General features: G+C 67.7%; 26 protein-coding genes. 4 read left to right on the top strand and 22 right to left on the bottom strand.

Features of this window, described 5'->3' with window-relative positions:
* Positions 1 to 831: 831 nt before the first annotated feature.
* The 14 genes from D514_RS25835 to D514_RS25895 all read right to left on the bottom strand — a co-directional run bounded on the left by D514_RS25835 (position 832) and on the right by D514_RS25895 (position 13,329).
* The gene (locus D514_RS25835) at positions 832 to 1,044 is read right to left on the bottom strand and encodes a hypothetical protein (protein ID WP_017829209.1); all 213 of its coding nucleotides are present in this window, start codon (positions 1,042 to 1,044) and stop codon (positions 832 to 834) included.
* Between the two features lie 152 nt (positions 1,045 to 1,196).
* Positions 1,197 to 2,387, bottom strand: coding sequence for an elongation factor Tu (gene tuf / locus D514_RS25840; RefSeq protein ID WP_017829210.1), 1,191 nt, complete (start codon positions 2,385 to 2,387; stop codon positions 1,197 to 1,199).
* Between the two features lie 169 nt (positions 2,388 to 2,556).
* Positions 2,557 to 4,671, bottom strand: a complete 2,115-nt coding sequence (gene fusA / locus D514_RS25845; protein WP_017829211.1) for an elongation factor G — start codon at positions 4,669 to 4,671, stop codon at positions 2,557 to 2,559.
* 87 nt (positions 4,672 to 4,758) lie between these two features.
* Positions 4,759 to 5,229, bottom strand: a complete 471-nt coding sequence (gene rpsG, locus D514_RS25850; protein WP_017201608.1) for a 30S ribosomal protein S7 — start codon at positions 5,227 to 5,229, stop codon at positions 4,759 to 4,761.
* A 5-nt stretch (positions 5,230 to 5,234) separates the two neighbouring features.
* Positions 5,235 to 5,603, bottom strand: coding sequence for a 30S ribosomal protein S12 (rpsL, locus tag D514_RS25855; protein WP_017201609.1), 369 nt, complete (start codon positions 5,601 to 5,603; stop codon positions 5,235 to 5,237).
* Between the two features lie 232 nt (positions 5,604 to 5,835).
* Complete coding sequence (locus tag D514_RS25860) at positions 5,836 to 6,483, bottom strand: hypothetical protein (protein WP_031205638.1); 648 nt, start codon at positions 6,481 to 6,483, stop codon at positions 5,836 to 5,838.
* A gap of 82 nt (positions 6,484 to 6,565) precedes the next feature.
* Positions 6,566 to 6,997, bottom strand: a complete 432-nt coding sequence (locus D514_RS25865) for a hypothetical protein (RefSeq protein WP_017829213.1) — start codon at positions 6,995 to 6,997, stop codon at positions 6,566 to 6,568.
* 68 nt (positions 6,998 to 7,065) lie between these two features.
* The gene (locus D514_RS25870; protein WP_017829214.1) at positions 7,066 to 8,085 is read right to left on the bottom strand and encodes a hypothetical protein; all 1,020 of its coding nucleotides are present in this window, start codon (positions 8,083 to 8,085) and stop codon (positions 7,066 to 7,068) included.
* A 117-nt stretch (positions 8,086 to 8,202) separates the two neighbouring features.
* Complete coding sequence (locus D514_RS38910) at positions 8,203 to 8,355, bottom strand: hypothetical protein (protein WP_017829215.1); 153 nt, start codon at positions 8,353 to 8,355, stop codon at positions 8,203 to 8,205.
* A gap of 71 nt (positions 8,356 to 8,426) precedes the next feature.
* Complete coding sequence (locus D514_RS25875) at positions 8,427 to 9,089, bottom strand: hypothetical protein (protein ID WP_017829216.1); 663 nt, start codon at positions 9,087 to 9,089, stop codon at positions 8,427 to 8,429.
* Positions 9,086 to 9,418 (bottom strand): PadR family transcriptional regulator, encoded by a 333-nt coding sequence (locus tag D514_RS25880; RefSeq protein ID WP_031205640.1) that lies wholly within the window; start codon positions 9,416 to 9,418, stop codon positions 9,086 to 9,088. Before D514_RS25880 ends, D514_RS25875 begins: the two co-directional genes overlap by 4 nt.
* 90 nt (positions 9,419 to 9,508) lie before the next feature.
* Positions 9,509 to 10,447 (bottom strand): sugar ABC transporter permease, encoded by a 939-nt coding sequence (locus tag D514_RS25885; protein ID WP_017829218.1) that lies wholly within the window; start codon positions 10,445 to 10,447, stop codon positions 9,509 to 9,511.
* 1 nt (position 10,448) lies between these two features.
* Positions 10,449 to 12,053, bottom strand: a complete 1,605-nt coding sequence (locus D514_RS25890; protein WP_017829219.1) for an ABC transporter permease subunit — start codon at positions 12,051 to 12,053, stop codon at positions 10,449 to 10,451.
* 67 nt (positions 12,054 to 12,120) lie between these two features.
* On the bottom strand, positions 12,121 to 13,329 hold the full coding sequence (locus tag D514_RS25895; RefSeq protein WP_017829220.1) for an extracellular solute-binding protein: 1,209 nt from the start codon (positions 13,327 to 13,329) through the stop codon (positions 12,121 to 12,123).
* A gap of 184 nt (positions 13,330 to 13,513) precedes the next feature.
* Here D514_RS25895 and D514_RS25900 point away from each other — a divergent pair, with 184 nt between their 5' ends.
* The 3 genes from D514_RS25900 (at position 13,514) to D514_RS25910 (ending at position 15,536) form a co-directional block, all read left to right on the top strand.
* Positions 13,514 to 13,945, top strand: coding sequence for a hypothetical protein (locus D514_RS25900; protein WP_017829221.1), 432 nt, complete (start codon positions 13,514 to 13,516; stop codon positions 13,943 to 13,945).
* A gap of 13 nt (positions 13,946 to 13,958) precedes the next feature.
* Positions 13,959 to 14,447: a YajQ family cyclic di-GMP-binding protein gene (locus D514_RS25905; RefSeq protein WP_017829222.1), complete on the top strand. Its 489-nt coding sequence runs from the start codon at positions 13,959 to 13,961 to the stop codon at positions 14,445 to 14,447.
* Positions 14,448 to 14,903: 456 nt separating this feature from the next.
* On the top strand, positions 14,904 to 15,536 hold the full coding sequence (locus D514_RS25910) for a GntR family transcriptional regulator (protein WP_017829223.1): 633 nt from the start codon (positions 14,904 to 14,906) through the stop codon (positions 15,534 to 15,536).
* A gap of 4 nt (positions 15,537 to 15,540) precedes the next feature.
* Here the strand turns inward: D514_RS25910 and D514_RS25915 are convergent, their stop codons facing one another.
* The 5 genes from D514_RS25915 to D514_RS25935 form a co-directional block, all read right to left on the bottom strand.
* A complete protein-coding gene (locus D514_RS25915; protein WP_017829224.1) occupies positions 15,541 to 16,548 on the bottom strand; it encodes an alpha/beta hydrolase in 1,008 nt (335 codons plus the stop codon).
* Between the two features lie 71 nt (positions 16,549 to 16,619).
* Complete coding sequence (locus D514_RS25920; protein ID WP_017829225.1) at positions 16,620 to 17,993, bottom strand: FAD-dependent oxidoreductase; 1,374 nt, start codon at positions 17,991 to 17,993, stop codon at positions 16,620 to 16,622.
* A 64-nt stretch (positions 17,994 to 18,057) separates the two neighbouring features.
* On the bottom strand, positions 18,058 to 19,119 hold the full coding sequence (locus D514_RS25925; protein ID WP_017829226.1) for a polyprenyl synthetase family protein: 1,062 nt from the start codon (positions 19,117 to 19,119) through the stop codon (positions 18,058 to 18,060).
* A 46-nt stretch (positions 19,120 to 19,165) separates the two neighbouring features.
* Positions 19,166 to 19,885, bottom strand: coding sequence for a class I SAM-dependent methyltransferase (locus D514_RS25930; RefSeq protein WP_017829227.1), 720 nt, complete (start codon positions 19,883 to 19,885; stop codon positions 19,166 to 19,168).
* Positions 19,882 to 20,445: a hypothetical protein gene (locus D514_RS25935; RefSeq protein WP_017829228.1), complete on the bottom strand. Its 564-nt coding sequence runs from the start codon at positions 20,443 to 20,445 to the stop codon at positions 19,882 to 19,884. Before D514_RS25935 ends, D514_RS25930 begins: the two co-directional genes overlap by 4 nt.
* Before the next feature lie 56 nt (positions 20,446 to 20,501).
* Here D514_RS25935 and D514_RS25940 point away from each other — a divergent pair, with 56 nt between their 5' ends.
* Positions 20,502 to 21,755, top strand: a complete 1,254-nt coding sequence (locus D514_RS25940; protein ID WP_017829229.1) for an isochorismate synthase MenF — start codon at positions 20,502 to 20,504, stop codon at positions 21,753 to 21,755.
* A gap of 16 nt (positions 21,756 to 21,771) precedes the next feature.
* Here the strand turns inward: D514_RS25940 and D514_RS25945 are convergent, their stop codons facing one another.
* The 3 genes from D514_RS25945 to D514_RS25955 are packed head-to-tail and all read right to left on the bottom strand — an operon-like array spanning position 21,772 to position 24,645.
* Positions 21,772 to 22,614, bottom strand: coding sequence for a PPK2 family polyphosphate kinase (locus D514_RS25945; RefSeq protein ID WP_017829230.1), 843 nt, complete (start codon positions 22,612 to 22,614; stop codon positions 21,772 to 21,774).
* Positions 22,615 to 22,630: 16 nt separating this feature from the next.
* Positions 22,631 to 24,280 carry a 2-succinyl-5-enolpyruvyl-6-hydroxy-3-cyclohexene-1-carboxylic-acid synthase gene (gene menD, locus D514_RS25950; RefSeq protein ID WP_051056580.1) on the bottom strand — a complete coding sequence of 550 codons (1,650 nt, stop codon included), beginning with the start codon at positions 24,278 to 24,280 and terminating at the stop codon, positions 22,631 to 22,633.
* 14 nt (positions 24,281 to 24,294) lie between these two features.
* Positions 24,295 to 24,645, bottom strand: a complete 351-nt coding sequence (locus D514_RS25955; RefSeq protein WP_017829232.1) for a PLD nuclease N-terminal domain-containing protein — start codon at positions 24,643 to 24,645, stop codon at positions 24,295 to 24,297.
* Between the last annotated feature and the right edge of the window lie 49 nt (positions 24,646 to 24,694).

The raw sequence follows: 24,694 nt of genomic DNA on the forward strand, positions 1-24,694 counted from the left end.
CTTTAGGCGTCTTACCGTCCGGGACCGGGTGGCCCTGGGGCATTGGACGCACGTCGGCGCTGTTCGCGCCTCGGCACGAGAACGGCTCTCACGAGTCGATCTGCTGCACCACTGTTCTTCTGTCAGCCGGACGCTGCGAAGCGACCGGATGCCGACCTTCCGCCGCGCACGGCAGAACCCTTCATGAAGAGGGGTGTCGGGGTGTGTTCTGCTACCCGCGGCCTAGAACCCTGCACCATCCCGGAAGAGGCGCCGTCTATGCACTGCCCTGGCAGTGATCCATCGCACGCACAGCGGCGACGGAATATCGAACCTGTCTATTCTGCCACGGCTGATTTCACTTCTGCAAACCCGGGCGTGTCGCGCCCTCTCGGCCGACCTCGGAACGGGTCGGGAACCGCGTCAGTTCGCCGGGGAGAGCGGGGCGAGGCATCCCCATGCCTCGCCCCGCTTGGGGAGGGCGTTCAGTGCGAGGGGGCACACCGAACGCGAGTAGTCCGGCGTGAAGGGACGCCGAACTCCTCGACCGAGGGCGCGGCGGAAGACCCGCCGCGCAGGCAGGGAGACGCTCAGGCGCAATGGTTGCGCGCGTCGCACGATGATCCCCAAGATCGCTTATCCCCAGTTTGTACGCGGAAGACCGCGTGCTTCGGGAAACCGAACCCCTTCGGCTTCCCCGACCGCAAGATCCCCAGGCGGTCGAGTCGATCCTACTGGATGCAACCGTGAATACGCCACATCCGACGGCATGCCGAGCCTGGCGCCCGGTGCGCGCGCACGCAAGAGCGGCGATCCACCGGTGGTGGATCGCCGCTCAGGAGACGCGGGGTTCTACTCGTTGCCGATGGCCTTGTCGGCGCCGTCGCGGATCTCGTCGATCTTGTCGGCCGCGCCGGGAGCGATCTTCTTCGCGAAGTCTGCGACGCCGTCGAGCACCTTGTCGCTGATGTCCTCGGCCTGCTCGCTCTTCACGGCCTCGGCGATCTTGTCCTTGTTCTGCTCGTACAGGTCCTTGCCCTTGTTCACGGCGTCTTCGATACCCATGTGATTCCCCTTCGGAAGGTGTGCCGCCGACCGATCGGGCCGACCACACTCATTGTGCATGTCCGCAATCGTAAACGGAACCCTCGAGACGCCGTGTTAACGACAGAGGGGCCGGACCCGAAGGTCCGACCCCTCTGCGAGGAAGCAGATGCTTACTTGATGATCTTCGTGACCGTACCGGCGCCGACGGTGCGTCCACCCTCACGGATGGCGAAGCCGAGGCCCTCCTCCATGGCGATCGGCTGGATCAGCTCGACCGTCATGTCGGTGGTGTCGCCGGGCATGACCATCTCGGTGCCCTCGGGCAGCGAGATGACGCCGGTGACGTCGGTGGTGCGGAAGTAGAACTGCGGGCGGTAGTTCGTGTAGAACGGGTTGTGACGGCCACCCTCGTCCTTGGACAGGATGTACGCGGTGCCCTCGAAGTCGGTGTGCGGCGTGACCGAACCCGGCTTGACGATGACCTGGCCGCGCTCGACGTCCTCACGCTTGGTGCCGCGGAGCAGCAGACCACAGTTCTCGCCGGCCCAGGCCTCGTCGAGCTGCTTGTGGAACATCTCGATACCCGTGACCGTGGTCTTGACGGTCGGACGGAGTCCGACGATCTCGACCTCGGAGTTGATGGCCAGCGTGCCACGCTCGGCGCGACCCGTGACGACGGTTCCACGACCGGTGATCGTGAAGACGTCCTCGACGGGCATCAGGAACGGCTTGTCACGGTCACGCTCCGGGTCCGGAACGCTGTCGTCGACAGCCTGCATCAGGTCCAGGATCGCCTGGGTCCACTTCTCGTCGCCCTCGAGGGCCTTGAGAGCGGAGACGCGGACGACAGGAGCGTCCTCGTCGAAGCCCTGGCCGGCGAGCAGCTCGCGGACCTCGAGCTCGACGAGCTCCAGGATCTCCTCGTCGTCGACCATGTCGGACTTGTTCAGCGCGACCAGCAGGTACGGCACGCCGACCTGCTTGGCGAGCAGCACGTGCTCGCGCGTCTGAGCCATCGGGCCGTCGGTGGCGGCGACCACGAGGATCGCGCCGTCCATCTGAGCCGCACCGGTGATCATGTTCTTGACGTAGTCGGCGTGGCCGGGAGCGTCAACGTGCGCGTAGTGGCGCTTCGGGGTCTCGTACTCGATGTGCGAGATGTTGATGGTGATACCACGCTGGCGCTCTTCCGGCGCCGAGTCGATGGAAGCGAAGTCGCGCTGCACGTTGGTGTCGGACGGGTACTTGTCAGCAAGCACCTTCGAGATCGCTGCGGAGAGCGTGGTCTTGCCGTGGTCGACGTGACCGATCGTTCCGATGTTGACGTGCGGCTTGGTCCGCTCGAACTTGGCCTTAGCCACTGGGTCCTCCTCAGGACGTCGTTGTAGAGGTGACCGGGCACTGGTTTGCGACCGGTTCTCTACGGGTTAGGTTCTCAGTTTAGTAGAGAGGGAATGTGAAGTTGTAGGTGACCTGGGAACCCCGCGGCGCTTCGCGGTGCTCGGCGCCGCGGGGAACCCAGAAGGGTGATTACTCGCCCTTGGTCTTCTGGACGATCTCGTCGGCCACAGCGCGGGGAACCTCAGCGTAGCTGTGGAACTCCATGGAGTAGACGGCACGACCCGAGGTCTTCGAGCGCAGGTCACCGATGTAGCCGAACATCTCGGACAGCGGAACCTGTGCACGGACGACCTTGACGCCTGCGGCGTCCTCCATCGACTGGATCTGGCCACGACGCGAGTTCAGGTCACCGATGACGTCGCCCATGTACTCCTCAGGAGTACGGACCTCGACGGCCATCAGCGGCTCGAGCAGCACGGGGTTGGCACGGCGCGCGGCCTCCTTGAAGCCCATGGAGCCCGCGATCTTGAACGCCATCTCCGAGGAGTCGACGTCGTGAGCCGCACCATCGACGATGGTCGCCTTGACGCCGACCATCGGGTAGCCCGCGAGCACACCGACGTTCATCGCGTCCTGGAAACCGGCATCGATCGAACCGATGTACTCACGAGGGATGCGACCACCGGTGACGGCGTTCACGAACTCGTAGGTCTTCTCGGAGTCGAGGTCGAGCGGCTCGATGGTGAACTGGATCTTTGCGAACTGTCCAGAACCACCGGTCTGCTTCTTGTGCGTGTAGTCGTGCTTCTCGACGGTCTTGCGGATCGTCTCGCGGTACGCCACCTGCGGCTTGCCGACGTTGGCCTCGACGTTGAACTCGCGCTTCATGCGGTCCACGAGGATGTCGAGGTGCAGCTCGCCCATGCCCTTGATGGTCGTCTGACCGGTCTCGGGGTTCAGCTCCGTGCGGAAGGTCGGGTCCTCTTCAGCGAGCTTCTGGATGGCGACACCCAGCTTCTCCTGGTCGGCCTTGGTCTTCGGCTCGATCGCGACCTCGATGACGGGCTCGGGGAACGTCATCGACTCGAGGACGACCGGAGCTGCCGGGTCGGTCAGGGTGTCACCGGTGGTGGTGTCCTTCAGACCGATGACCGCGTAGATGTTTCCCGCGGTGACCGAGGGGACCGGGATCTCCTTGTTGGCGTGCATCTGGAAGATCTTCCCGATGCGCTCCTTCTTGTTCTTGGTCGAGTTGACGACCGCAGAACCGGACTCCAGGTGACCCGAGTAGACGCGCACGTAGGTGAGGCGACCGAAGAACGGGTGCACGGCGACCTTGAACGCGAGGGCGGCGAACGGGTCATTGGCGTCGGGGTGACGCTCGATGATCGTGTCGTAGTCCTTCGGGTCGTGCGCCTCGATCGAGCCCACGTCGAGCGGGTTCGGGAGGTAGTCGACGACCGCGTCGAGCATCGGCTGGACGCCGCGGTTCTTGAACGCGGAACCGCAGAGCACCGGGTAGATCTCGCTCGCGACTGTCAGCTTGCGGATCGCACCCTTGATCTCGGCGACCGTGAGCTCCTCGCCACCGAAGAACTTCTCGAGCAGCGCGTCATCGGTCTCGGCGACGGTCTCGAGGAGCTGCTGACGGTACTCCGCAGCCTTCTCCTTGAGGTCTTCCGGGATCTCCTGGATCTCGTAGGAGGCACCCATGGTGACGTCACCCTTGGAGTCTCCGGCCCAGACCAGTGCGCGCATCTCGACCAGGTCGACGACGCCGATGAAGTCGCTCTCCGCGCCGATCGGCAGCTGGATCACGAGGGGCTTGGCGCCCAGGCGGTTGATGATCGTGTCGACGGTGAAGTAGAAGTCGGCGCCGAGCTTGTCCATCTTGTTGACGAAGCAGATGCGCGGGACGTTGTACTTGTCGGCCTGACGCCAGACGGTCTCGGACTGGGGCTCGACGCCCTCCTTGCCGTCGAACACCGCGACAGCACCATCGAGGACGCGGAGCGAGCGCTCCACCTCGACCGTGAAGTCCACGTGGCCGGGGGTGTCGATGATGTTGATCTGGTTCTTGTTCCAGTAGCAGGTCACGGCGGCAGACGTGATCGTGATGCCGCGCTCCTTCTCCTGCTCCATCCAGTCGGTGGTCGAGGCGCCATCGTGCGTCTCGCCGAGCTTGTGGTTGACGCCCGTGTAGAACAGGATGCGCTCGGTCGTCGTGGTCTTGCCGGCATCGATGTGCGCCATGATGCCGATGTTGCGGACCTTGCTCAGGTCCGTGAGCACGTCTTGTGCCACAGGAGTGTCCTTATCTTTTGGAGCAGTCGTACTGCGAAGAGGGGGTGCCCGCCCCTCGGCGAGTGGCCGAGGGGCGGGCGAAGCTGTTTACCAGCGGTAGTGAGCGAACGCGCGGTTCGACTCGGCCATCTTGTGTGTGTCCTCGCGGCGCTTGACCGCGGCGCCCAGGCCGTTGGAGGCGTCGAGGATCTCGTTCTGCAGACGCTCGGTCATCGTCTTCTCACGACGGCCCTTCGCGTAGCTCACGAGCCAGCGCAGAGCGAGCGTGTTGGCGCGGTGAGGCTTGACCTCGACCGGCACCTGGTAGGTCGAGCCACCGACGCGGCGGCTGCGGACCTCGAGCGTCGGGCGCACGTTGTCGAGCGCCTTCTTCAGCGTGGCGACGGCGTCCTGACCGTTCTTCGCCTCGACGCCGCGGAGGGCGCCGTAGACGATCGACTCGGCCAGCGACTTCTTGCCGTCGACGAGGATCTTGTTCACCAGCGAGGTGACGATCGGTGCGCCGTATACCGGGTCGTTGACGACGGGGCGCTTCGGGGCCGGTCCCTTACGAGGCATCTAACTCAACCCTTCTTCGCGCCGTAGCGGGAACGAGCCTGCTTACGGTTCTTGACTGCCTGGGTGTCCAGGGCGCCACGGACGATCTTGTAACGCACACCGGGGAGGTCCTTGACACGACCGCCACGCACGAGCACGAGCGAGTGCTCCTGCAGGTTGTGACCCTCACCGGGGATGTACGCGGTGACCTCGGTGCCGTTGCGGAGCTTCACACGAGCGACCTTGCGCATCGCCGAGTTCGGCTTCTTCGGGGTGGTGGTGTAGACGCGGGTGCAGACCCCGGCCTGCTGCGGGTTCGACTTGAGCGCCGGCGCCTTGGTCTTGGTGACCTTGGGCGAGCGACCCTTGCGAACCAACTGCTGAATGGTTGGCACGTTCTCTCCTCATAGTGCTGCACGGTGACAGCGTGATGGGTTTCACATCATGACCCACCGGCGCGTCGGAACCGACGAGCTTTTGGTGTGATGGGTATGCCGTGGGGGCGGACCGGCAGGTGCCGGCGCCCAGCGCACACGCAGAGGCGTGCACACACCTGATCAAGTGTAATGCCGCGTAACCTGACGGTCAAATGAGCGCCCCTCCGACCGTGTGCGTCAACCGCACCCGTCAGGGCAGGTCGGGGTCGAACGGCGAGTCCAGCGACTCGGTGAGCTCGGCCAGCAGTGCCTCGATCTGCGGTTCCACGTGCTGCGAGATCGCGGCCTGGATCGAGATGCGGTGCCGCAGCAGGATGCCGCAGATCTCGCGTCCGACCATGTTGGCGTACTCGTCGGCGAGGGCGACTTCCTGCCGGAGGGCGATCTTGGCTTCCTCCGTCAGCGGAGGAAGAGCGGGCAGCTCGGCGGCGGAGTCGTCGGCGAGCCCGGCGATGGTGAACAGGAACGGAGCCCCTGGCACGGGGTCGGGGTCGAGGGGCAGACCGTCGAACTCGGGATCGAGATCCTCCGCCGGACGGTAGCTGCGAGCGCGGTTGCGCGCGGCCTGCTGATCGAGCTCGCGCTGCAGCATCGGCAGATTCCGTGCGGTGTACTCCGCAACGGCGTGATCGACGATGGTCTTGATCCGCGTGGACAACCCGTGCTGCACACCGTGCGGCACGTTCGCCCCGATTCCGGCTGCCGAGAGGATGGGCGATCCGAGGCATCGGCGACACGGCGCGACGCGACCACGGTGGGTGGCCGGCTCCCAGCGCGGCACCCAGCGCAACCATGCCTCGACGGCCTGGTCCACCTGCGTCTCCAACGAACGCTCCACCCCACCAGCGTACGGCGCGTCGCCCGTCGCCGTCGCGATTTCCCACTCCCGGCGGGGCGGGAGGGGAACGATCACTCGTAGGTCACTCGTCGTCGTCGCGCTCCCACGGCCACCGCGGATGCTCGGCACGGGTGCGACGCAACGCGATCCCGCCCCACGCGGCGATCAGCGCCGCCAGCACGAGCACCGCACTCGCTCCCCCGCGCACGAGATGGCCGGCGACCGCGGTTGCGAGCACGAAGCTCCCTGCGGCGATGAGCACACCGGACCATACGGCCGCCAGATGGACGAGGCCTGCGACCAGGGCGATCGCGATGGTCGCGACATACGACGGCTGTGGTCGGCGCAGCGTCGACCACAGCATGAGCGCGAACGAGACAACGGCCGCGAGCATCCCGATCACCCCAGGCGTCTGCCCGAGGTCCGGTACCGCGATGATGTCCGTGTCGGTGGCGATGCTCAGCGCTCCGAGCCCGAAGACTGCCAGCGCGAAGAAGCTGACGGTGGCGAGCACGACCGCCAGTACGGCCGAAACCCCCGCGGACTCGGGTCCGCGGGGGTTCGGCGTGGTGGAGTTCGTGATTACCTCGACAGTGTCGGGCCGGCTTCGAGGGTGCGCTCGTACTCGCGCTGCGCCTCGGCGTTCAGCTCGGTCTTGCGGGCACCGCTTCGGGCGACCCAGGCTCCGAACCAGATGGTCAGCTCACGAGCGAACACGAAGGCCGCGATCGCGAGCGGGGCGAGCAGCTGCTCTCCGACGAGGTCGAGCCCCTGACTCGCGCTGAGCTTCCAGAACGGTGCCTCGAACAGCTGGCCGAGGAGGTGTCCTCCATAGGCGATGACGCCGACGATGATCCCGAAGACGACCCAGAGCCCCCAGCGACCGCGATTGATGATCGCACCGAGCAGCCAGAAGCCGAGGAAGAAGACCACGACGGGTGTCCAGAATCCCCAGGTCGTCAACGGAGCGATCGCGGTCTGCCCGATGTTCTCCCCCGTCACCTCACCGGAGATCGCACCGAGCCCCAGCGCCGCACCGAGGTACAGCACCGCGAAGACGAGCGTCGCGAGGAGTCCGATGGCTCCCGCGGTGCCACGGTTTCCGCGGTCGCGGGGCGGCTCGGGAGCCTGCACGAAGATGGGCTGCGGCTGCGCCGCGGCTGCCGCGACCAGCGGTTCGGACGGCACGACGCGCGTGTCGGCCTCGTCGCCGTACTGGGCGTAGGCGGCGCCCGCCATGCCCGACTGCTCATGACCGAACGCGACGGGCTCGCCGACGATCGGTTCAGGGTAGAAGGAGGAGGACTCGGCGTCGGCGCGCGTCCTGACCTCGTCGGCGTAGTCGTTCGTCGCGACGGACGCAGCGGGGGTCACTGCCGGGGGCGGCGACGCGAAAGTCCCGGGGTGATCGCGCTCGGCCTCTTCGAACGCAGCGAGGTCGGGATCGACCGGCGCAGCGGCGGGCTTCTCCTCCACGCCGTCGTTCGAACCGGGAACGTCTGCACCTGCGGCAGCGGCGGCATCCAGACCCGCGTTCGCACTGCCGACGACGTCGTCAACGTCAGCCGGCTTCTCGGGCTGGGGAACGTTGGGGTCACTCATGGGGTGCGCCTCTCATCGGATACGTGCATTGTGAGGGTACCTCCGTGCGAACGGCCGCTCGCGGAGGCGTGCCGACGTGTCGTCATACGCGAGGACACCGCACCGTCTCTTGGGTTTTCAGGGGAGCGCGTTGCGCAGAGCATCACCGGCGAACTGCGCGAGCACGGGAACCATCGGCAGCGACAGCCACACCAGGGCTCCGATGATGGCGACGCACACGATGCCGGCGAACCAGCTCATCCCGAGGTTGCGACCACCCACGCGTGCCATACCTCCACGCTACGACCGAACGGTTCGAGAGCCCGGGCGCAACGCCGACAGCGGCGCTTGCTCCGCGGCGGTCAGCGCGCGGCCCGACCGCGCAGGCGCCAGAGCAGCCAGAGACCCGAGAGCGGGATGAGGAGGATGCCGATTCCCGTGAGACCGCCCCAGATCATGTCGTACCACGCAGGAAGCAACGGATTGTCGGCGGGCGGCGGGGTTCCCGTTCCCGAGGAGCTGCCGCTCGACTCCCACGCGGAGATGGTGACCATCGTCGAGACGACGAGGATCGACAGACCGCCTGCGACGAACGGCACGACGATCGCCACGACCTTCTCCCCCGTCTTCCAGAGCGCGCTCAGACTCACGAGCACGGCACCGACGAACCACCCGACGATCGGCACGACGATGCCGCCGAAGCTCAGCGTCAGGGCCGCGGCGATGGCGAACCCGCGCGTGGACGTCGGCGCAGGGCCCGGCGCCGAGGGCGAGGGCGCGGGCGCGGGCGTCGGCACCGCGAGCGGCGAAACCGCCGGCAGCTCGGCCTGCGCTTCGCGGACGATCGCGTCGGGATCGCCGAGCTGAGCGATGCGCACGGCCGTGGCTTCGGCATCGAGTCCCTGGAGCTCTTCGACGATGCCCCCGCGGATGTCCGTCGCGATCCCGTGCGGCAATCCGCGCATCGCCTCATCGAGTCGCGTGAGGAAGTCTTCTCGCAGGGCGACAGCGGTGGTTTCGGTCATGGTCGTCCCTCTCCGACGATGCCCGTGACGACACGGGCGAACGGTGCCCACTGAGCGCGGAATCGCTCGAGCTGATCGACGCCGACCTCGGTGAGCCGGTAGTACCTGCGCACCGGGCCCGACTCGGACGGCTGATCGAACGTGCTGACCCAGCCGTTGTCACGCAACCGCCCCAGCAGCGGATAGAGCGTGCCGATGCTGGCGATCAGGCCGGCGCCGGTGAGAGCGTCAGCCAGCTGCCATCCGTACATCGGCTCCCGCGCGAGCAGGCCGAGTACGCAGTACTCGACCACTCCTTTGCGCATCTGGGCGCCGACATCAGCTGTCATGCATGACAAGGTAGCATGCGAGACAAGAGAGCGGGAGGCGCCCGTCCGCGCGACTGCGGGCGTCGCCGAGGCGACACCCGCAGGAAGCGCTCAGCCCTTGGTCGCTCCGGCGGTCAGTCCACCGACGATGTACTTCTGCAGGAAGAGGAAGAGGATCATCACCGGGATCGCCGCCATCACCGCGCCGGCCGAGAAGGCCGACCAGTCCGCGTAGCGCGGGTTCGCCACGAGCTTGGTGAGTCCGACGACGAGGGTCTGCTGATCCACGTCGACGAGCATGACGCTCGCGATCACGTACTCGTTGACCGTGCCGATGAACGACAGGAGCCCGACCACCGCGAGGATCGGAGCGACCAGACGCAGGATGATCGTGAAGAAGATGCGCGCGTGGCCGGCGCCGTCGATGCGCGCCGCCTCGTCGATCTCCTTCGGGATCGTGTTGAAGAAGCCGTACATCAGGTAGGTGTTCACCCCGAGCGCTCCTCCGAGGTACACCAGGATCAGACCGGTGTGGGTGTTCAGACCGATCGCGGGGAACCAGTCCCCCAGGGTCGACATGAGCAGGAAGATCGCGACGACGGCGAGCAGCTGCGGGAACATCTGCACGACCACGATCGTCACGAGCCCCACACGGCGCCCGGCGAACCGCATGCGCGAGAAGGCATATGCCGCGCAGGCGCCGATGAAGACGGTGACCGCTCCGGTGACCACTGCGATCAGCAGCGTGTTGAGGAACCACGTGCCGTAGGGGTTCTGCGGGTCGCTCAGGATGCGCACGTAGCTGTCGATCCCGATCGCGGAGAACAGCTGGTTCGATCCCGTCAGCGTCCCCTTCGGGTTCAGCGAGGCGGAGATCACATACAGCAGGGGGAACAGGGCGAACGCACTCACGACGATCGCCACGAGGTGGCGCCATCCGGTATCGGCGAACCAGGCGCCGAAGCTGCGACGGCGGGGGGCGAGGCTCTGCACGCCGTCGGTGGAGCGAGTGGCAGCGGATCGCTCGGTGGTGGGGCTGGTGGTGCTCATGTCAGTTCAGCTCCTCGAGGGCCTTGGTCTTGCGGAAGCTGATGATCGAGATCGTGGCGACCACGATGAAGATCAGGATCGTGAAGGCAGAGGCCAGACCGTAGTCACGCGTCTGCCCCGTGAAGGCCACCTTGTAGACCATCGAGATGAGGATGTCGGTGTGCCCGACGGGGATGGACACGTCGCTGAAGCGCGGGCCACCCTTGGTGAGCATGTAGATCAGGTTGAAGTTGTTGAAGTTGAACGCGAAGGACGAGATCAACAGCGGGGCGACGGTGACCAGCAGCAGCGGCAGCTTGATCCGGCGGAAGACCTGCCACGGGTTCGCGCCGTCCATCACCGCGGCTTCGTTCACATCCTCGGGGATGCCCTGCAGGGCGCCCATGCAGACGAGGAACATGTACGGGAAGCCGAGCCACAGGTTCACCAGCAGCACCGACACCTTCGCGAGTGCGGGGTCGGTGAGCCACGGGATCTCGGCACCGCCGAAGATCACCTGGTTGATGAAGCCGAAGCTCTCGTTCATCATTCCGGCCCAGACGAGCGCTGACAGGAACGCGGGGAACGCGTACGGGAGGATCAGGATGATCCGGTAGCCGTTGCGGAACCGCATGCGGGTGTTGTTGAACACCAGGGCCAGGAGAAGTCCGAGGAAGAACGTCGTCGCGACCGAGATCAGAGCGAACGCGAACGTCCAGAGCGTGACCGAGATGAGCGGTCCGCGGATGGAGGAGTCTGTGACGGCGCGGATGAAGTTGTCGAAGCCCACGGTCGTCTGCCAACCGGGGAGCAGCTGCTCGCCGCCCTCGGCAGTGAAGGCCCCATCACCCGTATCGGAGTAGACGGTCCCCGTCGTGGTGTCGGTGATGGTGTCTGCGGCCTCGTCGTACTCCAGGGTCGAGACGTACAGGTAGCCCTTCTGCCCGTCCGGGGCGCGCAGGCTGCCGTCGTTCGGGTCGTCGCTGAACGGCACCGACAGCTTCTCCAGCTCTTCGGAGAGCGTGAAGACGGTCGCGAGCGGGAGTGTGGTCCACCCGTCGACGGCGACGGCCGTGCCGTCTTCGAACCGGGCGTCGACCTCTTCCAGCGGCTGTTGCGCTGTACCGAGGAGCGCGTCGCCGGATTCCGGGTCCGTCACGAGCAGACCGTAGGTGCCGAACTGCTCGACGACCGTCACGGGGTAGGTCGGCGAGTCCTCGACCCGCTCCTGCGCCGAGGCGAGGAGGGAGGAGATCGCCTGGTCCTTGGTGCCGTTGTGGCCGGTGCCGTAGTTCGTGAACCCGATGTACCCGGTGTAGAGCAGTGTGAACACCTGGAAGATGACCAGGAAGATGATGCCGGGGGTGAGGTACTTCGCCGCGATGCGCTTGCGGGAGAAGTAGATGTAGTTGACGAGGACGGCGACCGCCACGACGATGCAGAGGATCAACCATTCCCGCTGAGCGAAGAGCACGAAAGCGGCGTAGAGCGCGATCGCGTCGACGACGGCCAGCAGGAGGATCTTCAGCAGCATCCAGCCGATCGGTCCGGATGCGGCCTCCGCGATCTTCGCGGCCTGGCGCTGACGTCTGGTCGGAGGAGCTGTGCGCTCGTCGGTGTCTGTCATGTCATCCTCGTCATGATCCTGCCGGGGCGGGCGAAGGCCCACCCCGGCAGAGTCCGTGTTCTGGCTGTTACTTGATCGCGGCGGTCACGTCGTCGACGAGCTTCTGCCACGTCGCCGCCGGGTCTTCGCCGTTGATGATCGCGGCCTCGGCCACGCCCCAGAACTCCCAGACCGCACCCATGGCCGGGATCGCGGGCATCGGGACGGCGTCGGCGCCGACGGCCTGGAAGCCGGCGATGATCGGGTCGGCCGCTGCGGTGTCGGCGGCTGCGGTCAGGGCGGGGAGGATGTTGCCGGCCTTGAACAGGTCGAGCTGCACATCCTCGGTGCCGATGTAGTTGACGAGGAAGTCGTTCGCGGCGACCTTGTTCTTCGACTCCGAGCTCACGAAGAAGCCCTTCACGCCGGCGAACGGCGAAGCGGTCTCACCGGTCGGGCTCGGGATCGGGTCGATCGCGACGTTGATGCCCGCATCGGTTGCCGCGCCCACGTTCCACGGACCGGTGAGCCAGAAGGCCGCGGTGCCGTCGAGGAACTGCTGCTTGGCGATCTCGCCATCGATGTCGGTGTTCAGAACGCCCGCAGCGCCCTGTGCGCCCAGCCAGTCGGCGAACGCGAAGCCGCCCTCGCCGCCGAGCTGGAGGTCGGTGGAGTCGTAGCTGCCGGTGTCGTCGGTGCCGAACACCGGGGCGCCGAACGCCGTCTGGAACGGGTAGAGGTGGTACGGGTTGCCCTCGGTGCCCTGCTCGACGACGAAGGTGCCCTTCGAGAGCATGTCGTCGAAGCTGGTCGCGGCGGCCGGAACCAGGTCGGCGTTGCGCAGCACCGCGATGTTCTCGACGGCGTACGGAAGCATGTAGACGGTGCCGTCGTACGTGGCGGCCTGCAGCGCGACCGGGAGGTAGTCCTCGGAGCTGTCGCCGAGCTCGATGGGTGCGACGACGCCGTTCGTGGAGAGCTCACCCAGCCAGTCGTGCGCGCCCATGACGATGTCGGGGCCCTTGCCGGTCGGAACCTGCTGGATGAAGTCGTCCTTCATGTCGTCGACCGACTTGCCCGTGAGCTCGACCTTGACGCCGGTCTTCTCCTGGTAGGCGTCTGCAGCGCCCTGCAGTGCGTCGACGCGCTCGGCGTCGACCCACACGACCAGCTTCCCGCTGTCGTCGGAGCCGGAGGTGTCGTCGCTGCTGGTCCCCGTGGAGCAGCCGGCAAGCGTCAGAGTCGAAACGATGGCGATCGCGCCCGCGGCGACGATGCCCCTCTTGTTCACCTTCATTGGTGTGTGCCTCTCTCAGTGCTGATCACCTGCAAGGACTGCAAGCGCTTACAGTATGCATCGAAATCAGCGGCGTTTGCAATGAGAGAAGGCGTTGATATCAACCCGTGATAGTGAACAGAGCGCTGCTGAGATGTGAAAACGCTTCCATGACGCGAGGAAACGAGACCCGTAGACTTCCGGAATGACTCACGGTTCGCACCGCATCGCCCGGATGACGACAGCTCTCGTGCTGGCGCTGTCGGCGGCCGCGCTGAGCGGGTGCACCGCGTTCACCACGGGCTACGCGGTGCTGGAGCGCGATGTCGAACCCGCGGACGCGTTGCCGGACGCGTTCATCGAGCAGGACTCCGGCGACGTCGCCGAGCTCTCGTCTGCGCGGTTCGTCGGCGAGCATTCCGGCAGCTCGCTGTGGGTGCTGCGCGGGGTCGACCAGGGAACGATCTGCGTGCTCGCCTATCGGGACGAGACCGCCGGAGTCATGGCGTGTGGCGGCGAACGCGGCCCTGTGGAGATGAGCGGCCCCGCCGGTCACTTCATGCTCGTCCCCGACGACTACCCCACGCCGGACGGAGCCACCCGGATCTCCGACAACGTGTACGCCCTGAGCCCCTGAGTAGGATGAATCCATGGCTGACAGCTCATTTGACATCGTCTCGAAGGTCGACCACCAGGAGGCGGAGAACGCCCTGAACCAGGCCCGCAAGGAGATCGAGCAGCGCTACGACTTCAAGGGCACGGGTGCGTCGATCGCCTGGAGCGGCGAGAGCATCCTGATCATCGCGAACACCGAGGAGCGTGCCAAGGCCGTGCTCGACGTGTTCCAGTCCAAGCTCATCAAGCGCGGCATCTCGCTGAAGAGCCTCGAGTCGGGCGACCCGTTCGCCAGCGGCAAGGAGTTCCGCATCGTCTCGACGCTCAAGGACGGCATCTCCTCGGAGAACGCGAAGAAGATCAACAAGATCATCCGCGACGAGGGCCCCAAGGGCGTTAAGAGCCAGATCCAGGGCGACGAGCTGCGCGTGCAGTCCAAGAGCCGCGACGACCTGCAGTCGGTCATCGCGCTGCTCAAGGGCGCCGACCTCGACCTGGACCTGCAGTTCATCAACTACCGGTAACCCACCGGGACACATCGAAAGAGGGGGTCGAGTGCCGCGCACTCGGCCCCCTCTCTCGTCATTGTTGGATTGCATACTGATATATGGGTTTAGGTACCCAAGACTGGAAGCGGTCGACTCGATGCGACCGATGACGCGAACGCCGCGTGACGCACTGCCGTCGTAGGGCTACGCGATTTCGGGATTGCGAGCTTGCCCTCGTGGGGACGAGGCCGCGGCAGTTCCATGCGCTCGCGTCTTCGGTGGCCGGCGGATGCCCAGCATCCGCCGGCCACGGAACCCACGAGTACGAAGAACACGGGCACGACGAGCCCACCTGAGCCACGATGCGCGCCCCCACGCGGACTGCCGACTCAGGTGGGGGATATTGGCATCCGACGCGACTTCATGATGTAGTTGCCCTCCCGGGCGAATCATGGGGCGCTCGGGATCAGAAGGGCAACTGGGGGCGGATCCATGGGGAATATCGGATCGACGAACGTCGGCGAGAGCAAGCAGCTCTTGGCCGAGGAGGTCTTCCACCACATCGGCAGGCAGATCATCGACGGCACGCTGGCCGCGGGTGAGCGCATCCGCGATGTCGATGTCGCGGAAGAACTGCACGTGTCACGGACACCGGTGCGCGAGGCGCTCCAGCGGTTGGAACGGCTGGGAATGGTCACGATGTACCCGAGCCGGTACACGGAGGTCACGGCGGTGACGCCGGAGACCATCGCCCAATCGCTCGTGTTCGCCGGCTACCAGGCGGGAATCGCCGCGCGACTGGCGGTGCCGCAGATCACAGCCGCGCAGCGCGAGCATGTGCTCGCACTGGTCAACGCCATGCGCGCAGCTCTGGAAGACGGTGCCGGCACCTCGAACGCCCGATGGGCGGTATTCTCCTACCTCGGCGAGCACAGCGGCAATGCGCAGCATCGCACGCTGATCGACGACGCGAGCATGGTCCTGTTCCGCAACCTCCGCGACTGGGTGGTCCCGCCCTCCGATCGCGCGCGGATGGCGCAGATCTACGTCGACTTCGGCGACGCCGTGCGCAGCGGCGACGGCGACGGCGCCGAGCGCCTCGTCAGGGAGATGTACTACCTGTGAGAGCTCACTGCGCTGCGCGCCACCCGGTCACCCATCGGTCCAACCGCCGGTAGGCGTCTTCGCGCGCCTCGTGCCGGGAGAGGAAGACGTCGTGCAACGCGCCGTCGATGCGCTCCACGGTGACGCTGGGTCCGAGCCGGAGCGCTGCGCGGGCGATGTCGTCGACCACCAGCACCGAGTCGGCCGACGTGAGCTCGTCCGACCACCGGGTCGGCGGCACGAATCGTGCTGACAGCAGCACGCACACGGGCGCCGTGATCGACAGCCCCGACGCCACCGCCTTGTGGCCGGAGAGGATGGCGTGCAGCCAGCCCGCGTACACCGCCATGGTCTGTGCGGGCCGCCACAGCGGGTTCACATCCATCGGATCGTCCGGGTCGGCGACCTCCTGCTGCGCGCGGGTGTAGAAGCCGAGGTCGACCTGCGGCGCGGCCTCCATCGGTCGCAGCCTCGCCTGCAACTCGACCATCGGCGCGATCGCCGCGCGGGCCGGCGCGAACTGAAACTCCAGCCACGGGCTGTTCAGGATCACCGCGTCGGCGGAGCCCGGATGGCGGGAGGCCCACAGGCTCAGCGTCAGACCCCCGGTGGAGTGCCCGAGCAGGAGGAGTCGACGGGCGGACTCGGCGCCCCCCTCCCCGCGGCCCATCGCCTCCAGCGCAGCTCCGATGTCCTCGTCATAGGTGGCGAGGTCGGCGACGTAGCCGGGAGTCTGTCCGTCGCGCAAGCTGCGACCGTACTTGCGCAGGTCGAGCGCGAAGAAGCGGGCGCCACGCGAAGTCCAGAACCGCGCCAGCCGCTTCTGGAAGAAGTAGTCGGACCACCCGTGCACGTAGAGCACATCGACCCCGTCGAGAAGCGGTCGGCGGCCGCTCGCCCGCGCCCACAGACTCGGCCTCCTCGGCAACGCGCGCACGAGGGTCGCAACGACAGGCCCCTGGTCATCCGTGCCGAGATCGAGCGTCAGCTGCTCGAACTCGTCACCGAGAACATCCGGGATCCACTCGGTCATGCGTTCCTCCCCCGTCGTCGCCAGGCTAGCCGAGCGCGCGACCGGGTGCGGGAGGCCCGACCGTGACGGCTCTACTCGCCGCGTGAGACCCGGACCATCTCGTCACGCGGGACGACCTTGACCCTGGCGCGCTCCGCCGGAGCACCGAGGGCGATCTCGTGCTCGTCGAGCCGGTGCCACCCGTCCAGGTCGGTCCAGCGCACGCCGCGCGCCTGCAGGAGCTCGACGATGGACTCCTCCGAGGGGTCCTCCGGGTGCCACCACGCGCTCTGGTCGTTGATGATGTGCCGCACGGTCTCCATCGCGTCGGACTTGGTGTGCCCGATCAGCCCCACGGGGCCGCGCTTGATCCATCCGGTCGCGTAGATGCCGGGCACGCGTTCGTTCGAGTCCTTGGCGAGCACCTGACCCTCACGGTTCGGGATGACGCCGTGCTTCTTGTCGAACGGAACCCCGGGAAGGGGCGAGCCGAAGTAGCCGATGGCGCGGTACAGCGCCTGGAGGGGCACCTCGCGCAGCTCTCCGGTGCCGACCGCGCCACCCTGGCCGTCGGGCCGGGTGCGCTCGTACACGAGAGCCGCGACGCGACCGTCGTCGTCCTTGCGGACCTCGACCGGCTTCGCCCAGAAGTGCAGGTGCAGGCGTCGCGACGCCGTGCCTCCGGCGTTGTTGACCGAATCGCGCTTGCGCCAGGACTGCAGGATGCGGTCGATGACCATCACCTGCTTGTTGCTGGCGACGGCGTCCTTCGCGGCGTCGTCGTAGTCGAAGTCCTCGTCGTAGACGACCATGTCGACATCGCGCAGTTCGCCGAGCTCGCGCAGCTCGAGCGGCGTGAACTTCACCTGCGCCGGTCCGCGACGCCCGAAGACGTGCACGTCGGTGACCTGGCTGGCTTTGAGGCCCTCGTAGACGTTGGCCGGCACCTCGGTGACGAGCAGGTCCTCCGCGTGCTTGGCCAGCATGCGGGCGACATCGAGGGCCACGTTGCCGTTGCCGAGCACGCCGACCGAGGCGGCATCCAGCGGCCATTCACGCGGAACATCGGGGTGGCCGTCGAACCAGCTGACGTAGTCGGCAGCGCCGTACGAGGCGACCGCGTCGATGCCGGGGATGTCCAGCGAGGTGTCGCGGATCGCCCCGGTCGCGAAGATCACCGCGTTGTAGTGCTTCTTGAGGTCGTCGAGAGTGATGTCCTCGCCGAAGCGGACGTTGCCGAACAGGCGGATGTCACCACGGTCGAGCACGTCGCGGAGGGCGTTGACGATGCCCTTGATGCGCGGGTGGTCGGGCGCGACGCCGTAGCGCACCAGCCCGTAGGGTGCGGGGAGCTGCTCGAAGAGGTCGATCGAGACGTCGAATTTGCGCTCCGCCTTCAGCAGGATGTCCGCCGCATAGATGCCGGCGGGGCCCGCACCGACGATGGCCAGTCTGAGCTTGGTCATGGGAGGTCCTTTCGTATGCCGTCGCAGAGCCGGCGCGCAACCCTGACGGGCCGCCCGCACAGAGTCAGCTGGAGCGTTCGGCGAGGGTCTCAGCGAATCGGGTCAGCGCCTCGCGCACAGTGCCACGAGGGAGCAGCTGGAGAGCGTCGACGGCATCCCGGGTCCACGCGTGCGCGAGCTCGAGGGTCTTCTGCGTCACCGGGTGGTCGCGCAGGGCGTCCAGCGGCCCGTCGAGGATGGCGGGGTCGGCTCCGTCGGCGATGAGGGCCACACCCTCATCGATGCGGGCTGCGAGGTCGATGGCGTCCGCGTCTCCCTCGGCCTTGAGCAGCAGGTAGGGCATGGTCGGAACGCCCGCACGCAGGTCGGTCCCCGGCACCTTGCCCGTCTCCTCCGGCTTCGCCGAGAGGTCGATCACGTCGTCGAGAAGCTGGAACGCGACGCCGATCTTCTCGCCGTACACGCGTACCGGCTCTTCGTACTCCGAGGGGGCGTTGGAGAAGATCACGCCGCCCTGCGTGGCCGCGGCGATCAGGGAACCCGTCTTGTCGGCGAGCACCTGGATGTAGAACTCGATGGGGTCGTCGCCCTCTTGCGGGCCCAGGGTCTCGTGCATCTGACCGAGCACGAGTCGCTCGAACGTGTCGGCCTGGAGCCGGATGGCGCGTTCGCCCAGCCGGGACATCAGCTGGCTGGCGCGGGAGAACAGGATGTCGCCCGTGAGGATCGCGATGTTGTTGCCCCACACGGCGTGGGCGGCGGGTACTCCGCGGCGGCGGTCTGCTCCGTCCATGACGTCGTCGTGGTACAGCGAGCCGAGGTGCGTGATCTCGAGCGCCTTGGCCACGTCGATGACCTCGGGGGTGTTGCCGTCGCCGAGCTGCGCGGCGAGGAGCGTGAGCACCGGACGGATGCGCTTGCCGCCGGCCTCGTACAGGTAGCGGCTGGCGGCGTCGGCCAGCGGATCGGCGACGCGGACGTCGTCTGCCAGTCCGGTCTCGACGAGCTCCAGCCCGTCTTCGATGGCGCGCGCGACACGTCGGGCGGCAGGACCGATGAAGACGCGATCGCTGAAGCCGAGACGGCTCGCCAGTCGCGAACCCGGGGCGATGGGGCTCGAAGTCACGTTCCCAGCCTACCTTCGTCGGATGTCACGGTTTCGCCCGGAAGGTTCACTCCGGCTTGCGCGCTCTGTGCAGGGCGACGATGCCGAAGGTGAGGTTGCGATAGGCGACCTCGGCCCAGCCCGCCTCGCGGATCCAGGCGGAGAGTCGCTTCTGGTCAGGCCATTGAATGATCGACTCGTTCAGATAGTCGTAGGCGTCGCCGTTGGTGCCGGCGACGCGAGCCACCCGCGGCAGCACCTGGGCGTTGTAGAAGCGGTACGCCCCGCGGAAGAGCTTGCCCGGCGGGGTCGAGAACTCGTTGATGACGAGCCTGCCCCCCGGCTTGGTCACGCGGTACAGCTCGCGCAGAGCCTTCTTCGGGTCGTTGACGTTGCGCAGCGCGTACGACATGGTGACCGCGTCGAACGTCGCGTCGGGGAAAGGCAGATCGGTGGCATCGGCCTGCACGAACGACAGGTTGCGCATCGCGCCGTGTCGACGCTCGCCCTCCGCGAGCATGCCCGGGGAGAAGTCGGCCGCGACCACCTCGGCGCCGCTGCGTGCGAGGGAGGCCGACGATGACGCCGTGCCCGCGCCGAGGTCGAGGATCCGCTCCCCCGGCTTCGGGGCGACCGCTCGGGTGGTCGCCGCGCGCCACAGGACGTCATTGCCGAACGTCATCGCCGTGTTGGTGCGGTCGTACCCTGCGGCGACCTGGTCGAACATGCCGCTGACGCGGGCGGGGTCCTTGCCGAGATCGGCGCGGTTCTTCTCGTTCGAGGTCACGAGTTCAGTCTAGGCGCGAGGCCCAGGGCTTCGAGGCGGTCGAGCCAGGGATCGGCGGTGGCGTCGTCGAACGGAGCGATCTGCGCGCGCACCCGCTCCTCGAGGTCGAGCGCGAGGCCCTCGAGGTGCGCCATGACGTCAGCCGGGTAGCCGTAGCGCGCGCTGTGCTCTGCCCACTCGTCGCGGTCGTCGACCCAGGTCCCTCGTGCCCCCTCGACGCGCACGACATCGAGGTCCATGTCGATCCCGGTCGCCAGCAGCGGATCATCGGACCAATGGATGTCCCACCCCAGGTCGATGTAGATGCGCATCCCCCGGCGATGGCGGCGGTTGACGGTCAGCGCGTGGTCACCGCTCGGGGGAACCAGGGTGACGTTCGGACCCCCGGCGTGGAACTCGGCGCCGGGGCGCACGCTGTGCCATCCGACGGGCTGCCCTATCCAGTCGCCCCACTCGTCGGCGCCGAGGTAGACGCACTCGTGCCGCCAGTGCGGTGATCCGTCCCACTTGCGCCATTGGAAGACCATCTCCGTGCCGGGTGCGGGGCGTGCATCGCTCATCCGCTCACCCTACGACCACGAGAATCCACGCTCCCTGAGCGGCATAGGCTGGACGCGTGCACACCACCCACCTGGTCGTGGAGACCACAGAGATCGAGCCGGTCGAAGACCTCCTGGCCTATGCGGACCCTTCCCGCCCGCTCGCGTGGCTGCGCCGCGGAGACGGGATCGTCGCCGTCGGCGAGACCCTGGCAGAACTGCGGCCTCCCGCGGGCGGCGATCAGTCGCGCACCGAGAAGCTCGCGACCCTGTGGCGGGAGATGGCAGCGCACGCCGAGATCTCCGACCCGGTGGAACTCCCCGGCACCGGGCTCGTGGCCTTCGGCGCCTTCACGTTCGACGAGGACTCGGCAGCGGACAGCGTGCTCATGCTGCCGACGCAGGTTCTGGGACGACACGGGGACCGGTTCTGGCGCACGACGATCCGCATCTCCGATGCCCCGGATGACGCTGATGAACTCGCGACGCAGCCCTACGGCCCGCACTGGGCCGGCACCGTCGGCCCCGGAGCGCAGAGCCCGCAGGGCTACCAGGACTCGGTGCGCCGCGCCCTGGCCCGCATCGCCGACGGAGAGCTCAGCAAGGTCGTGCTCGCGCGCGACCTGACCGGCAGCATCCCGGCGGGGTCCGACCTGCGCCGACTGGTGCGTGCCCTCTCCAGCGGCTACCCCGATACCTGGGCGTTCGCGGTGGACGGACTGATCGGCGCGAGCCCGGAGACCCTCGTCACCGTGCACGAGGGAACCGTGACCGCTCGGGTGCTGGCCGGCACGATCGGCCGCGGCGCCGACGCAGATGCCGACACCGCGGCATCCGCACACCTCGCCTCCAGCACCAAAGACCTCGACGAGCATCAGTACGCCGTGCAGAGCGTACTCGCCTCGCTGCGGGCCCACACGCGGGCGCTGGCCGCGAGCGAACAGCCCTTCCTGTTGAAGCTGCCGAACCTGTTCCACCTGGCGACCGACGTCGAGGGCGAACTGGGCGACGGCGAGTCGGCGCTCGACCTGGTGCGGGTGCTCCATCCCACCGCCGCCGTCGCCGGCACACCGACCCCCTCGGCCATCGCCGCGATCCGCGAGCTGGAGCCGTTCGACCGGGGGCGCTACGCGGGCCCTGTGGGCTGGGTGGATGCCGCGGGCAACGGCGAGTGGGCGATCGCCCTGCGCTGCGCCCAGTTCACCGTGCGCCAGGACGAGATCGGGGTCACGGCCTACGCGGGCGCCGGGATCGTCGCCGGATCCGATCCGGAGAGCGAACTGCTCGAGACGCGCGTGAAGTTCCGCCCCCTGGTCGACGCCCTGGCCTGACCACAGAGGCCGAGGCTCAGCTGGCGGCCAAGCGTTTCTTCTCGGACTCGACGTCGAAGTCGGCGCGCGGCCACTGCGGGTCGATGTCCTCCAGCGCCGCGAGCAGCAGCTCCTGCACGGCCAGTCGCGCGTACCACTTGGCGTTCGCCGGGATCACGTGCCACGGAGCCGCCGCGGTCGAGGTGCGATCGAACACGGTCTGGTAGGCCTGCATGTACTGCGGCCACACCAACCGCTCGTCCACATCGCCCGGGTTGTACTTCCAGTGCTTGTCCGGACGGTCGAGGCGTTCCATCAGCCGCGTCTTCTGCTCTTCGGGCGAGATGTGCAGCATGACCTTGACGATGCGTGTACCGGATGCCGCGACGCGGGCCTCGAACTCGTTGATCGCGTCGTAGCGGCGCTCGATCTCCGCGGGCGGGGCGAGCTCGCGAACCCGTCCGATCAGCACGTCCTCGTAGTGGGAGCGGTCGAAGACGCCGATGAAACCGGGATCGGGCAGACGCTTCTCGATGCGCCAGAGGAAGTCGTGCTCGCGCTCCTCGGCCGTCGGCGCCTTGAACGCGGCGAGCGCGACCCCCTGCGGGTCGACACCCCCGACAACGTGCCGCACGATCCCGCCCTTGCCGGCGGAGTCCATGGCCTGAAGCACCAGGAGCACGGCATCCTTGGCCACTCCGGCACGGCTCTCGGCGAACAGCCGCTCCTGCAGCACGTTCAGGTCTGCCAGGCGGGCGGCGAGGTCGGCGACCCCGCGAGCCTTGCCGTGGTCGTATCCGGGCTTGGCGTCCGGGTCGAGATCGGCGAGGCGAAATCCCTCGTCGACTCGCAGCGTCTGCGTCCAGGTGTGCGCGTCCATACGCACATCCTGCCAGTCAACGCTCCAGCGGCACCTCGATGATCTGACGTCCGCCGCGGGGCGAGGTCAACGCCTGATCGAGTGCGGTGCGGGTGGTGACCCGCTGATACTCCCAGCCGTAGGCGAGGGCGAGGTGCTCGAAGCGGACGGTGTGCGGCGTGTAGAAGGCGCGGTCGAGGTCGCCGGGGCGTGCGGAGGACGCCACCTCGAGGGAGTCGAAGATCGTCCCCCCGCCGTCGTTGCCGACGATGACCTGCAGTCGGGGCTCCGTCTCGTCGGGCGGCAGCAGCAGGGCGCCGACGTCGTGGAGGAACGCGAGATCGCCCAGCAGCACCCGGGTGACTCCGGGCGCACCGGCGGCCTGGCTGGCGATGGCGATGCCGGTCGCGGTGGCGATCGTGCCGTCGATGCCGGCGAGGCCGCGGTTGGCGTGGACCGGGACCTTCTTGCCTCCCAGCACCTGATCGGCGACCCGGACGAGCCGGGAGGAGCCGAACACCAGACGGTCGTGCGGCCAGGTGGCGCGCCACACCGCGTCGGCGAGCAGCTCGCGGTCGAGCGGACGGCGGACCGCGTCGAGCTCGGCCTTCACCGCCTCCCTGCGTGCCGCGAAGTCGGTGGAGGCCAGCGCCTCGGGATCGGGGGCGTGCTCGCTCAGATCGACGACCTCCGCAGCGGACGCCCGCATCCACTCGCCGAGCCAGGCGCGGTCGACAGTGCCGGGGGCGACGATGACGGCGTCGACCCCACGCGTGCGGTGGTTGAGATTCAGCTCCTCGCCGCCGCGGTGCACGGCCACGACATCCACATCGCGACGGGAGAGGAGCGACGCGACCTCGCGGCTGAGCGTCGGGTGCCCGAGCACGACGACCCGTTCGATGCGTCCGCCGAGATCCTCCCGGGCCAGCAGGCGACGGTAGCCGTGCACGACCTGCCGCCCGAACCGCGCACCGCTCACGATCTCGGCGATCAGAGGCCAGCCCCCGGAGTGCGCGAGCTCTTCGGCATCGGGACCGGCGTCGGCACCCGCGATCACGACGGTGCGCGGCCCGCGGTCGAGCACGAAGGGTTCGTCGCGCAGCGCCTCGGGCGCCTCGCCCCTGAGGACGACGATGGCGGGCAGATCGCCCGAGAGGGGTTCTCTGGACGGAAGATTCAGATGCACGGGTCCGGCGATGCCGCGAAGGCCGCTGTCGACCTCGCGAGCGCCCATCGCGGCGGCCACGGCCTGTTCGGCGAGCCCGGTCCACGCGCCGTCACCCGGCACCGGAGCATCGAGCTCATCGCGCACCCAGGGGTGGAACAGACCGTTCTGGATCGTCGCCTGGTTGGCGCCGACCCCGCGCAGCTCGGGCGGACGGTCGGCGGTGAGCAGCAGCATCGGCACCCCGGAGTGGAACGCCTCCATCACCGCGGGAAGGAGGTTGGCGACGGCCGTCCCCGAGGTGCACACCACTGCGGCCGGCACGCGGGTCTCGCGAGCGATGCCGAGCGCGGTGAAACCGGCGACACGCTCATCGATGCGCACGTGCACGCGCACGTGTCCGTCGTCGGCGGCGCGCACCGCGGCGAGCGCGAGGGCCTGCGAACGCGAGCCCGGAGACACCACGATGTCGCGCACACCCTGGGCGACGAGGTCGGCGATCAGGGACGCCGCAGCATCCATCGCCGGCGACGAGGTCACGGGCGCTGGTCCGTGGCGGGAGGCTCGTCGGTCTCCTCGTCCAGACGGGCGAGCTCCTCTTCGAGACGGCGGATGCGCGCATCCTGCTCGGTCTTGCTGATGCTGCGGAGGAACGCGGGGTCGTCATCCGGTGCGATCACCGGACGGACACCAGGATCGTTCGCGCGACGGCGGCCGATCACGAACCAGAGGATGCCGCCGATCACGGGGAGGATCACCACGATCGCGAGCCAGACGGGCTTGGACACACCACGGTGCCGCGTCGCCGGCTGCACTGCGCAGTCGACGATGCTGAACACCCAGAACACGGCGGCGAGGAAGCCGCCGACGATCAGTAGTCTCGCCACCCTTCCAGTGTAGGCGTGTCGAGAGTGCCCCGGCCCCGGAGACGGCAGA

Origin of the sequence: Microbacterium sp. UCD-TDU (assembly GCF_000340625.1) — a bacterium.
Classification (GTDB): Bacteria; Actinomycetota; Actinomycetes; order Actinomycetales; family Microbacteriaceae; genus Microbacterium; species Microbacterium maritypicum.